Consider the following 12,192-nt stretch of genomic DNA (forward strand, 5'->3'; position numbering starts at 1 on the left):
CCAACTGTCAGGATCTGCCGCAACTCACCCTTCGAACGTGAGCTGGGCCACCTGGTTCGATCGACTCCCTCGACGAAGTCGGAGCCGCGATGCAGGCGCAGACCGAAGGCAGGCGCGACGCCAACCTCGCCCTCCTCCTGCGCGCCCTGCGCGCCCGGGGCCCCCTGTCGCGCACCCAGCTGGCCGACTGGTCGGGCCTGTCCAAGGCCACCGTCGCCCCGCTGCTGACCGACCTCGAACACCGCGGCCTGGTGGAACGGGCGGGCACCACGACCACCCAGGGCAGGCCCGGGCGGCTGGTGCGGCTGCGGCCGGGGGCGGTGTGCGGGATCGGGCTGGACGTGCGGCCCGGGCACCTCGGCGTGACGGTCACCGACCTGACCGGCGAGACGCGCGTGCGCCGTCAGGTCGCGTGCGACACCGGCGTCCCCGAGCACGCCTTGGACCGGCTCGCCGACCTGACCCGCCGCGTGCTCGACGACGTGCCGCGGGCGGGCTGGGCCGGGGTCACGGTCGCGATCCCCGGCCGGGTCGACCGCGTCACGGGCACGGCCACCTCCGCCCGGCTGCGCTGGCGCGACGTGGCCGTGGTCGACGGGCTGGCCGCGCGGACCGGCCTGCCGATCGGCCGGCTCGACCTCGACACCGAGGCCAACCTCGCCGCCTGCGCCGAGCACGACCGCGACCCGGTCGACGACCTCGTCTACCTGACCGGCGACCACGACGTGACCGCGGCCGTGATCGCCAACGGCGCGCTGGTGCGCGGCGCGGACGACCACGCGGGCGAGGTGGGCCACCTGGCGCTGGACCCGCTCGGCGGCACGTACTGCGCGTGCGGCCGGCGCGGCTGCTGGGCGACGCAGGTGGGGTTGGACGCGTTCCTGCACGCCTGCGCGCCCCACCACGACCGGGTGCACGACCCCGCGCTGTCGCCGGGCGAGCGCATGACGATCGTGCGCACCCGGGCCGAACGCGGTGACGCCCGCACCCTCGACGCGCTGCACCGCACGGCCGAGGCCCTGGCCCGCGGGCTGGCGGTCCTCACCACGCTGCTGGACCCGGGCAAGATCGTGCTCGGCGGCTACTTCGCCGCCCTGCGGGACTGGCTGGTCCCGCCGCCGCGGCACGGCGGGACCGCGGTCACCGCCTCCACGCTCGGCTTCGCGGCCGGTGGCGTGGGCGCGGCACTGGCCGCGGTGCGCCGGGTGCTGGACGACCCGGCCGCACTGCCGGTCGAGGCCGGCGGTCCACGCGGCGGGGGTCCGGCGTGACGTTGCTCCGGATGACCGGCATCGGCAAGGTGTTCCCCGGCGTGCGGACGCCGGACCGGGTGGACCTGGAGGTCGCCGAGGGCGAGGTGCACCGCCTGCTCGGCCAGAACGGTGCGGGCAAGTCGACCCTGATCAAGGTGCTCGCGGGCGCGCACCAGCCCGACGACGGCGAAATCACGTGGCGTGGCGCGAAGACCGCGCTGCCGTCGCCGGTGGCGGCGCTGCGGCTGGGCATCGCGACCATGTACCAGGAGCTGGACCTGGTGCCGGACCTCCCGGTGGCGGAGAACGTGGTGCTGGGCCACGAGCCGGCCCGGTTCGGCTTCACCCGCCGCCGGGCGGCCCGCGACCTCGCCCGGGCGTTGATGGCACGCCTGGGCCACCCGGAGATCGGGCCGGACCGCGAGGTGGGGCGGTTGTCGGCCGCCGGACAGCAGCTGGTGTCCATGGCCCGCGCCCTCGCGCGCGACGCCCGGTTGATCGTGATGGACGAGCCGACCGCCGCGCCGGCCGCCGACGAGGTGGACAACCTGTTCCGCGTCACCCCGCTGGCCTACCGGCTGTGGATCGGCGGTGACAACTACCGCAGGGGCGTCAACGCGGGCGAGTACATCGCCGCCCGGATGAAGGCCGGGAACATCGCCGACCCGATCATCGGCGAGGTCGCGGGCATCGACTCGCTGCCACTCACCCAGGAACGCAGCCAGGGCTTCCGCGACGCGTCGCAGCGCGCCGGCTTCTCCGTCGGCCCGCGCGTCTCGGCGTCGTTCACCTCGGAGTCCGGCGAGCAGCAGACGGCCAACCTGCTCCAGTCCGCGCCGGAGCTGGACGCGCTGTGGGACCACGACGACGACCAGGGCATCGGCGTGATGGCGGCGATCGACAGCGCCGGCCGCGAGGAGTTCGTCATGGTCGGCGGCGCGGGCTCGCGCAACATGATGGACCTGATCAAGGCCGACAGCGGCGTGGTGAAGGCGACCGTGCTCTACAGCCCGTCGATGGCGTCCTCCGCGATCGCCCTGGCCCGCCTGCTCGGCCAGGCCAAGGGCATCGGGGACGTGGCCGAGCACGACATCCCCGCGTCCATCACCACCTACTCCGCCGTGGTGACCAAGGAGAACGTCGACCAGTACCTCGACGTCGGCTTCGACTCCTGATCACGGGCTGGTTCGACACCGCTGCTGCGAAAGGCTGCTGATGACGGAAGAGATCGGCGTGGGCATGGTCGGCCACGCGTTCATGGGCGCGGTGCACTCGCACGCCTGGCGCAACGTCCACCGGTTCTTCGACGTGCCCCTGACGCCCCGCCTGGCCGTGCTCGGCGGCCGTGACCCGGCGCGCACCAAGGAAGCCGCGGCGAAGTACGGCTGGGCGGCCGTGGAGACCGACTGGCGCGCGCTCGTGGCCCGGGACGACGTGCACCTCGTCGACATCTGCACGCCCGGTGACACGCACGCCGAGATCGCGCTGGCCGCGCTCGCCGCCGGCAAGCACGTGCTGTGCGAGAAGCCGCTGGCCAACACGGTGGCCGAGGCCGAGGCGATGGCCGCGGCGGCACGGGAGGCCGCCGCGCGCGGTGTCCGCTCGATGGTGGCGTTCAACTACCGGCGGGTGCCCGCGATCGCGTTGGCCCGCAGGCTGGTCGAGGAGGGCCGGATCGGCGAGGTCCGGCACGTGCGGGCGGTGTACCTGCAGGACTGGCTGTCAGACCCGGCGTCGCCGATGACCTGGCGGTTGCGCAAGGAGAAGGCCGGGTCCGGCGCGTTGGGCGACCTGGGCGCGCACATCGTGGACGCCGCGCAGTACGTCACCGGCGACCTGATCACCGGGGTCGGCGCCACCACCGAGACGTTCGTCCGGTCGCGGCCCGACGGCGACGGGGTCGGCGAGGTGACCGTGGACGACGCGGCCGTGTTCCTGGCCCGCTTCTCGTCCGGCGCGCTGGGCACGTTCGAGGCGACCCGGTACGCGCTGGGCCGCAAGAACGCGATGCGGCTGGAGGTCAACGGCACGCGCGGCAGCCTGGCGTTCGACTTCGAGTCGATGAACGAGCTGTCGGTGTTCTCGGCCGACGACGGCCCGGCGGCCGGGTTCCGGCGGATCCTGGTCACCGAGGCCGACCACCCGTACGTGGGCGCGTGGTGGCCGCCGGGTCACCTGCTCGGCTACGAGCACACGTTCACGCACGAGGCGGCGGACTTCCTGACGGCTGTCGGCGACGGTGTCGACCCGGCGCCGAGCTTCGCCGACGGGCTGCGGGTGCAGCGGGTGCTGGCCGCCGTGGAGGAGAGCGCCGCGCAGAGGTCGACCTGGACCACGATTGGAGAGTCGCGATGAGCCGACCGGTCACGCTGTTCACCGGCCAGTGGGCCGACCTGCCGTTCGAGGAGGTGTGCCGGCTGGCTTCCGGGTGGGGTTACGACGGGCTGGAGATCGCCTGCTCGGGTGACCACTTCGAGGTGGACAGGGCGTTGGCGGACGACGACTACGTGCCCGCGAAGCGGGCGGTGTTGGAGAAGTACGGGCTGGGCGTGTGGGCGATCTCGAACCACCTGGTCGGGCAGGCGGTGTGCGACGACCCGATCGACTTCCGCCACCAGGCGATCCTGCCCGCCCGGATCTGGGGTGACGGCTCGCCGGAGGGTGTGCGGGAGCGGGCGGCCGCGGAGATGGCCGACACGGCCCGCGCGGCGGCACGGCTGGGCGTGGGCACCGTGGTCGGGTTCACCGGCTCGTCGATCTGGAAGTACGTGGCGATGTTCCCGCCGGTGTCGCGGGCGGTGATCGACGAGGGGTACGCCGACTTCGCCCGCCGGTGGAACCCGATCCTGGACGTGTTCGACGAGGTGGGGGTGCGGTTCGCGCACGAGGTGCACCCGTCGGAGATCGCGTACGACTACTGGACGACGCGGCGGGCGCTGGCCGCGGTGGGCGACCGGCCGGCGTTCGGCCTGAACTGGGATCCGTCGCACTTCGTGTGGCAGGACCTGGACCCGGTCGGGTTCATCCTCGACTTCGCCGACCGGATCTACCACGTGGACTGCAAGGACACGAAGAAGCGGTTCGACGGGCGCAACGGCCGGCTGGGGTCGCACCTGGCGTGGGCGGACCCGCGGCGCGGCTGGGACTTCGTCTCCACCGGGCACGGTGACGTGCCGTGGGAGGAGTCGTTCCGGGCGTTGAACGCGATCGGCTACACCGGGCCCGTCTCGGTGGAGTGGGAGGACGCCGGCATGGACCGGCTGCGCGGCGCGGAGGAGGCGGTCGGGTTCATCCGGCGGCACCTGTTCGACCCGCCCGCGGCCCCGTTCGACGCCGCGTTCAGCACGGGGGAGTGACCGGGTCGGGCGCCCGCCCCGCCCGGCGGGCGCCCGACCTACCAGGTGACCGGCAGCGCGCGCAGGCCGTAGATCGGGGCGTCGAAGGCGAACTCGACCTCCTCGAACGGCACGGCCAGGCGCAGGTCCGGCAGTTCGGTCACCAGGGTGCGCAGCGCGACCCGCATCTCCAGGCGCGCCAACAGGTGCCCGACGCACTGGTGCACCCCGCTGCCGAACGCCAGGTGCGCCCGCGCGTCGCGCCGCAGGTCGAGCCGGTCCGGGTCGGGGAACGCGGCCGGATCCCGGTTGGCGGCGAACAGCGACGCGATCACGCCCTCGCCCGCAGCGAGCGCCGTCCCGCCGACCGTGGCCGCGCCCGCGACCGCCCGCACCACACCGTGGTGCACGGGGCTGAGGAACCGCAGCAGCTCCTCCACGGCGTCGTCCACCAGGTCGGGCGAGGCGACCAGGGCCTGCCACCACTGCCGGTCCCGCAGCAGCGCCAGCACCGACAGCGCGATCGAGTTGGCCGTCGTCTCGTGCCCGCCGACGAGCAGCAGCACGGTCATCCCGACCGCCTCCTCGTCGCTGAGCCCCGGCTCCCGCACCAGGCGGCTGATCAGGTCGTCCCGGGGCGTGCGGCGGCGGGACCGGATCAGGTCGGCCAGGTAGGCGTGCAGCTCGTCCAACGCCTCCCGCACCTGCTCGGCCGGCCGCGACCGGTCCAGGTGGGTGCGGCTGCGGGTGGAGAAGAACGCCTGGTCGGACACCGGCACGCCGAGCAGCAGGCAGATCACGTCCGACGGCACGGGCAGCGCGAACGCCGCCACCAGGTCCGCGGGTCGCGGCCCGGACCGCAGCGCGGCCAACCGCTCCCGGGTGATCCGCTCCACGTCGGGCCGCAGCGCCCGCATCCGCCGCACGGTGAACTCGCCGGTGAGCAGCCGCCGGTACCGGGTGTGCTCGGGCGGGTCGGTGACCAGGAAGCTGCCCGGCGCGGCCTTGCGGTCCACCACCGGCCGCAGCTGCGGGAACCCCGGCGTGCCCGGGTCCGACGAGAACCGGCCGTGGTCGCGCAGCACCGCCCGCACGTCGTCGTACCGCGTCACGAGGTGCGCCTGCTGGCCGTGCCGCAACGACACCGGGCACACGGGTGCCCGCTCCCGCAGCCGCGCGAACTCGGCGGGCGGGTCGAACCCGGGACGACGCGTGATCGGGTAGTCCATGGTGCTCGACACTATCGCCGCCGGACCGCGTGTCGATCGTGCGAGCATCTCGACCATGAGCCGGGGGGCAGGGCTGGTGGGTGGGACTTCCGCGCCGGTGCTGGAGTGGGAGTCGGTGCGGCGGTGGGCGGGACCGGCGTGGCGGGTCGGCCGGGTGGTGCTGACCGTCGTGCTCTGGGTGGTCGCGTTGGTGATCGCGCTGAGCACGGACGGCTTGGGCGTCCCCCTGCCGGTCACGTTGGTCGTGCTGGCCACCCCGGTCGTGCTGGTCGCCAGGCCCCGGCTGGGCTGTGCCGTCGCGATCGGCGCGGCGGCCCTGCTGGCGGCGGCCGGTGAACCGCCGACGGTCGTCGTCCCGTTCGCCGTGCACGCCGCGTACTGCACGTACTCGCTGGCGCGGCTCGTGATCGGCGCTGTGCGGCAACGGCGCGTGTTCGCCGAGCTCGCCGTGCCCGTGACGGTCACCCTGCCCGAGGGCGACCCGCTGGTGCGGCACACGCCGCGCCTGCGGCTGGGCCTGATCTGGACGATGCTGATCACGGCCGCCGTGCTCGCGGTGTGGGCGTGGCTGGGCGAGCACCCGACCCTGTGGGCGGCGGCGGGCGTGCTCGGGTCCGTGGTCGTCGTCCAGCTCGCCCGCCTCACCGCCGCACGGCTCGCGCCGCGCCGGCTGCTCGGCCGTCCCGCGCCCGCCGTGCGGGTGACGGTCACCTTCCACCCGGGGTCGCGCCTGACCGTGCACACCGCGGACCGGCACCGCGGGCAGGTGGCGTCGGTGCCGCTCGACGCCATCGTCCTGCGGCCGGAGGACGCGCGGGCACCCGACGTCCTCGCGGCGAGCGCCTCGATCGACCTCTACGCGGCCACCCCGCCGGCGGCCGACCTGTTCCCGGCCACCGTCGTCGGCGACTTCCGGGCCGGCGGGTACGTCCTCGTCGTCACCGACCACGGCGTGCTGCTGCCCGGTGGCCCGGTGCGCGCGGAGGTCGGCGACGAACCGATCGGGATCCCGCCGACGCTGGTCGACGGCCGGGCGTGGTCGGGCCTGAGGCGTCCGACCTAGGTCGTGGCCCGGCGCGACCCGGCCGATCCCGGCGTGCGCGCGGCGCGGCGGAGGGCCGTCCGGTGTCGAGGTCCGCGGGCACCCAGTCGCTGTTCTCCGCCGCGAGAGGTGGTCCGGCGAGGCGGTCGGCCCAGCCCGCGGCCGGTGCGCGTGCCGCCGTTCGGCCGCACCGACCCGCGCAAGTCCACAAAGGACTGAGGTGGTCGCCGCCCGAAGTGGCCCTCGGCTCACCTGTGCGGCCGTCCCGCGTGGTGAAGGGACAAACCGCCACCCGAAGTGTTACGACTGAAACGGACGTTCGAGGGGTCACCCGATCGGGTACCCGGTCGCCGGACGTGCGCGCGACGTTGGGAGCACGGGTGGAGGACCGCACTATCGCAGGCCGGTACCGGCTGACGGAGAGGATCGGCACGGGTGGGATGGGGGTGGTGTGGCGCGCCGAGGACCAGCGGCTGCGCCGCGTCGTCGCCGCCAAGGAACTGCTGTCCCGCACGGGCTTCGACCAGGAGTCGATCGACCGCGCGGTCCGCGAGGGCCGCCTCGCGGCCCGCCTGTCGCACCCCAACGTGATCGCGCTGTACGACGTGGTCGAGCACGACGGCCACCCGTGGCTGATCATGGAGTACCTGCCCTCGCGCAGCCTCGCCACCGTGATGGCCGAGCAGGGCACCCTGCCGCCCGAGGAGGTGGCCCGGCTGGGCGCGCAGCTCGCGTCCGGGCTGGCCGCCGCGCACACCGCGGGCGTCACCCACCGGGACGTGAAGCCGGGCAACGTCCTCGTCACCGAGTTCGGCACGGTCAAGGTCACCGACTTCGGCACCTCCCGCGCGGCCGACGAGGCGACCGTCACCGCGTCCGGGATGCTCGTCGGCACCCCCGCCTACCTGGCCCCGGAGGTGGCGCGCGGCGGCAAGGGCGAGTTCCCGGCCGACGTGTTCGCGCTGGGCGCGACGCTCTACGCGGCGCTGGAGGGCACGCCGCCGTTCGGCGTGGACGGCAACACCATCGCCCTGCTGCACCGGGTCGCCGAGGGCCGGTTCCCGCCGCCGCGCCACGCCGGCCCGTTGACGCCGGTGCTGATGCGCCTGCTCGACCCGGACCCCGAGACCCGGCCGACCATGGCCGAGGCGGCGGACATGCTGCGCGACGTGCGGTTCGACGGCACGGCACCGCCCGTGCCGGCCAAGCCCGCACCGACCGCGATCCTGGCCGCGCCCCTGGAACCCGCGGCCGACCCGGAACCGGAACCGGCCGCCGCCCGACCCGAACCCGAGCCGGTCAAGCCCACGCCCGTGCCCCCTCCCCGGCCGGCGCCGACGCCGGCGCCCGCCGAGGTGGCGCCCCGGGCCGAGGAGAAGCGCGGCGACCGCAAGGCGCTCATCGCGCTCGCCGTCGTCGCCATGATCGCCATCGCCGCCGTGGCCTACCTGCTCAACCGCGGTGACGAGAACGGCTCGCCCTCGGCCGGGTCGGGCACCACCGGCGAGGCCACCACCCAGCCGACCACCGCCGCCGAGAACCCGCCCGCCGGGACCACCGGCGCGGCCGAACCGACCACCACCGGCGCGCCGCCCACGACCACGACGTCGGAGACGACCGAGCCGAGCACGGCGCAGCCGCCCGCCCAGGTCGGCCCGGACCAGGCGCTGAGCGACTACTACGCCCTGCTGCCGAACGACCTGGAAACCGCCTACGGGCGCCTCACCGACGGCTTCAAGGCCGCGCGGGCGCGGACCTTCGCCGACTACCAGTCCTGGTGGGGGCGGATGAGCGCGGTGAGCGTGAGCGACGTGCGGGCCGACGGGCCGCAGCAGGTGTCGGCGACCGTGTCGTACACGTTCAAGGGCGGCGGCACCCAGTCCGAGCGGCACGTGTACGCGCTGGTCCAGGTCGACGGGCAGTGGATGATCGACGGCCAGCGCAACGCGTGACGACCGGGGGACCGGGCGCGGTCAGGCGAAGCGGCCGCGCCACACGTCGATCACCAGCACCGGTCGCATCCCCACCGACTCGTACAGGCCCAGCGCGGGCGTCGGGTTGTTCGAGTCGACGTGCAGGACCGTGCCCACCCGCCCGGCCGCCGCGTCCAGGTGGAACGCCTGACCCAGCAGGTGCTTGGCCACCCCGCGACCCCGTGCCGCGGGCAGCACGCCCAGGTGCCCGACGTAGCCGCGGTTCTCGTCGGCGAACTGGTCGGTGCACTCCATGAACCCGGCCGGCCGCCCGTCCAGCTCCGCGAGCCACAGCCCCGACCAGTCGAAGGTCGACTTGCGGTCCAGCTGCTCGTGCCACTCCTGGTAGGTCTTCGGCACGAACCCGAAGTGCCCGGCGAACGACGCGTTGCGCACCTCGTGCGCGGTGCGCCGCACCTCCTCGTCCAGGCCCTGGCGCAGCACCAGCCCCGGCACCGGCGCGGGCGGCGGCACCTCGCCGACGTGGTCGATCCGCATCCGGTGGAACGTCGTGGCCGCCTCGAACCCCAGCGCCGCCACCCGCTCCCGCAACGCCGTGTCGTCGCGGTAGACGCCCTGGTCGACGACCACCTTCTCGTGCCCGCCCGCGCGCCCGAGCTCCCGCGCCCGGTCCAGCACCCTGGTGAACAGCCAGTCCGCGATCACCGGGTCGGCCGACACCACGTCCACGTCGACCTCGTCGCTGCCGCTCTTGCCGTTCGCCGTCGCGTACCCGACCGGCGCACCCGCCGCGTCGAGCACCAGCCACGCGTCGCGCTCCAGGTCGAAACCGGGCCGCGTCAGCTCGTCGCGCATGTCGTCGAGGGTGTAGTCGGCGAACCCGATCACCGCCGTGGTGTAGGCGTGCACCAGGCCGAGGATCAGCTCGGCGTCGTCCGGGCGGGGCGGCCGGGCGGTGTGGCCGGCGGGCAGGGCGTTCATGGCGCACATGGTGCGTCCCGGCCGCGGGGCCTGTCGATCGGGTTTCGGCCGGCTTAGGGTCTGCGGATGATCCCTCGGGTGGTGGTCCTCCTGGTGCTCGCCGCGGTGGGAGCCCTGGCCGTGCTGGCGTTCCGGCCGCCCGCCCCGGTGGCGGACGCCCCGCCGGCGGAGTTCGCCGCCGGGCGCGCCGAGCGGCACCTGGAAGCCGTCGCGCAACGGCCGCACCCGATCGGTTCGGCGGACGGCGAGCGCGTCCGCGACTACGTCGCCGACACCGCCCGCCGCCTGGGCGCGGAGGTGACGGTGGAGTCCGACGAGGTCGTGGTGCCGTGGCGGGGCGTGGCCCGGGTCGCGACCGCCCACAACGTGGTGGCCCGAGTGCGGGGCACGGACCCGTCGGTGAGCGCCGGCAAGGCGTTGCTGCTGGTGGCGCACCACGACTCGGTGCCCACCGGGCCCGGCGCGGCCGACGACGGCGCGGCGGTCGCGGCGATGCTGGAGACGCTGCGCGCCCTGACCACCGGCGGGGTGCGCAACGACGTGGTGTTCCTGTTCACCGACGGCGAGGAGGCCGGGTCGCTCGGCGCGCGCGCCTACGTGCGGCGTCACGGGGTCGACGGGGTCGGCGCGGTGCTGAACTGGGAGGCGCGGGGCAGCGGCGGGCCGGTGTGGATGTTCCAGACGGGGCCGGGCAACGGGCCGTTGGTGTCGGCGTTCGGCGGGGCGAGCAGCAGGCCGATCGCGAACTCGTTCGCCTACGAGGTGTACCGGCGGATGCCGAACTACAGCGACTTCACCGTGTTCCAGGAGGCGGGCGCGCGGGGGTTGGACAGCGCGTTCATCGAGCACGTGCGCGACTACCACTCGCCTCACGACGACGTGGAGCGGCTGGACCGGGGCAGCCTCCAGCACCACGGCGAGACGATGGTGGGGCTGGTGCGCGCGCTGGGCGACCGCGACCTGCGGGCCGGTGGCGGCGACGCGGTGTACTTCGACCTGTTCTCCCGCGTGCTGGTGCGCTACCCGACGTGGTTCGCCGTAGCGCTGGCCGCCGTGACGGTGGTCGCGTTGGCGTCGCTGCTGGTGCTGGGTGTCCGGAGTGGACGGTTGCGGTGGCGGGCCGTGCTCGCGGTGGCCGGGGTGGCGGTCGGCGCGGTGGTCGTGGCCGGCGCGGTGTCGTTCGGGGCGTGGCTGCTGGTGGCGGCGGCGCGGCCGGGGCTGGGTTTCCTGGCGTTGTCGGAGCCGCCCGAGCGGGGCTGGTTCGTGGCCGGGTCCTGCCTGCTGGGGTTGGCGGCGCTGGTCGCGGCGGCCCGGGTGGCGCGGCGGTGGTCGACCGCGGAGGTGGTCGCCGGTGCGCTGGTGGTGACGGCCGTGTTGCTGGTGGCGTCCGCGGTGGCGGTGCCGGGCGCGAGCTTCCTGTTCCAGTGGACGTTGCTGACCGGCCTGCCCGCGCTGGCCACGCCCCGTGCCGCCTCCCTGCCGCCGCTGGTGGCCGCGGCGATCTTCCCGCCGTTGGTGGGCACGATGATGGTGGCGCTGGGCATGCCGTTGAGCGCGGTGGCGGTGGTGTTCGGCGCGCTGGCGGGCGTCCTGCTGCTGCCGTTGCTGCCCTCGGGGTCGTGGTGGCCGGCGGTCGGCGTCACGGCGGTCGCGGTGGCGCTGCTCGCGACGGGGACCGCCCGCTTCGGCTTCACCCCCGACCAACCGCGCCCGGACTCGCTGATCTACCTGCGCGACACCGCCACGGGCCGGTCGAGCTGGCTGTCCCCCGACCCCGCGCCCGACGCGTGGACCTCGCGCGTGCTGGGGGCGAACCCGGAACGACTGGCGTCGGCGCACCCGGTGTCCACCGGCCCGGTGATGCGCGCCGACGCCCCGGACCTGGACCTGCCCACCCCCACCGCGACCGCCCTGACCTCGCCCATCCCGCCCTCGCCCGACCTGACCTCGCCCGACGGCCCCGCGCGAACGGTCACCTTCCGCATCACCCCGACCGCGCGGGCGTGGCGGACGCACGTGACGCTGTCCGAACGGGGCCTGCGGGGCTGCCGCATCGGCCCGACCGACCTGCCGAGCACCACGCTGGAGCTGTACGGCCCGTCCAGCCGCGACCTCACCTGCCACCTGGCCCCCGGCACACCGCTGGAGGTGACGGTGGCGGACCAGTGGGTGGGGCTGCCCGCCGAAGCCGCCGCCCTGGTGGGCCCCCGCCCACCGGACACCATGCCGGTCCAGTCCGGCAACCGCCCGTTCGACGGCGCGGTCGTGCGCGCGACGTTCCAGCTCTGACCCGCCGCCTGACCCGGGTCGCGTCCGCGACCGGCCGACCCACCGCGCGTCGGGCCGTGATCGCGCCGACCGACGCGCCGCCCGGCCAGGCGTCCCCGGCCCAGCCGCACGTCCCCCTCGCCCGACCCG

At 75.0% G+C, this 12,192-nt stretch carries 9 protein-coding genes; 7 read left to right on the top strand and 2 right to left on the bottom strand.

Features of this window, described 5'->3' with window-relative positions:
- Positions 1-59 precede the first annotated feature (59 nt).
- The 4 genes from LZG04_RS37365 to LZG04_RS37380 are packed head-to-tail and all read left to right on the top strand — an operon-like array spanning position 60 to position 4,609.
- Positions 60-1,271, top strand: coding sequence for an ROK family protein (locus LZG04_RS37365; protein ID WP_374202971.1), 1,212 nt, complete (start codon positions 60-62; stop codon positions 1,269-1,271).
- On the top strand, positions 1,268-2,428 hold the full coding sequence (locus LZG04_RS37370; protein ID WP_233826277.1) for an ATP-binding cassette domain-containing protein: 1,161 nt from the start codon (positions 1,268-1,270) through the stop codon (positions 2,426-2,428). Before LZG04_RS37365 ends, LZG04_RS37370 begins: the two co-directional genes overlap by 4 nt.
- Before the next feature lie 40 nt (positions 2,429-2,468).
- Complete coding sequence (locus tag LZG04_RS37375) at positions 2,469-3,608, top strand: Gfo/Idh/MocA family protein (protein ID WP_233826278.1); 1,140 nt, start codon at positions 2,469-2,471, stop codon at positions 3,606-3,608.
- Positions 3,605-4,609, top strand: coding sequence for a sugar phosphate isomerase/epimerase (locus tag LZG04_RS37380; RefSeq protein WP_233826280.1), 1,005 nt, complete (start codon positions 3,605-3,607; stop codon positions 4,607-4,609). Before LZG04_RS37375 ends, LZG04_RS37380 begins: the two co-directional genes overlap by 4 nt.
- Positions 4,610-4,647: 38 nt before the next feature.
- Here LZG04_RS37380 and LZG04_RS37385 read toward each other — a convergent pair whose 3' ends face one another.
- Positions 4,648-5,817 (bottom strand): cytochrome P450, encoded by a 1,170-nt coding sequence (locus tag LZG04_RS37385; protein ID WP_233826282.1) that lies wholly within the window; start codon positions 5,815-5,817, stop codon positions 4,648-4,650.
- 55 nt (positions 5,818-5,872) lie between these two features.
- On the opposite strand from LZG04_RS37385, the gene LZG04_RS37390 reads away from it, so the two are divergent.
- Both LZG04_RS37390 and LZG04_RS37395 read left to right on the top strand, forming a co-directional pair.
- Positions 5,873-6,880: a hypothetical protein gene (locus LZG04_RS37390; protein ID WP_233826283.1), complete on the top strand. Its 1,008-nt coding sequence runs from the start codon at positions 5,873-5,875 to the stop codon at positions 6,878-6,880.
- 359 nt (positions 6,881-7,239) lie between these two features.
- A complete protein-coding gene (locus tag LZG04_RS37395) occupies positions 7,240-8,811 on the top strand; it encodes a serine/threonine-protein kinase (RefSeq protein WP_233826285.1) in 1,572 nt (523 codons plus the stop codon).
- Between the two features lie 21 nt (positions 8,812-8,832).
- Here the strand turns inward: LZG04_RS37395 and LZG04_RS37400 are convergent, their stop codons facing one another.
- The gene (locus tag LZG04_RS37400; RefSeq protein WP_233826287.1) at positions 8,833-9,774 is read right to left on the bottom strand and encodes a GNAT family N-acetyltransferase; all 942 of its coding nucleotides are present in this window, start codon (positions 9,772-9,774) and stop codon (positions 8,833-8,835) included.
- Positions 9,775-9,840: 66 nt separating this feature from the next.
- Between LZG04_RS37400 and LZG04_RS37405 the strand changes: the two genes are divergently transcribed.
- The gene (locus tag LZG04_RS37405; RefSeq protein WP_233826288.1) at positions 9,841-12,063 is read left to right on the top strand and encodes a M20/M25/M40 family metallo-hydrolase; all 2,223 of its coding nucleotides are present in this window, start codon (positions 9,841-9,843) and stop codon (positions 12,061-12,063) included.
- Positions 12,064-12,192: the final 129 nt, after the last annotated feature.

The organism is Saccharothrix sp. S26 (assembly GCF_021390395.1).
Classification (GTDB): domain Bacteria; phylum Actinomycetota; class Actinomycetes; order Mycobacteriales; family Pseudonocardiaceae; genus Actinosynnema.

Bases quoted from the DNA above. Each gene is read 5' to 3' on its own strand.
- LZG04_RS37400 (WP_233826287.1), bottom strand. From the start codon at position 9,774: ATGAACGCCCTGCCCGCCGGCCACACCGCCCGGCCGCCCCGCCCGGAC.
- LZG04_RS37390 (WP_233826283.1), top strand. From the start codon at position 5,873: ATGAGCCGGGGGGCAGGGCTGGTGGGTGGGACTTCCGCGCCGGTGCTG.
- LZG04_RS37385 (WP_233826282.1), bottom strand. From the start codon at position 5,817: ATGGACTACCCGATCACGCGTCGTCCCGGGTTCGACCCGCCCGCCGAG.
- LZG04_RS37375 (WP_233826278.1), top strand. From the start codon at position 2,469: ATGACGGAAGAGATCGGCGTGGGCATGGTCGGCCACGCGTTCATGGGC.
- LZG04_RS37380 (WP_233826280.1), top strand. From the start codon at position 3,605: ATGAGCCGACCGGTCACGCTGTTCACCGGCCAGTGGGCCGACCTGCCG.
- LZG04_RS37405 (WP_233826288.1), top strand. From the start codon at position 9,841: ATGATCCCTCGGGTGGTGGTCCTCCTGGTGCTCGCCGCGGTGGGAGCC.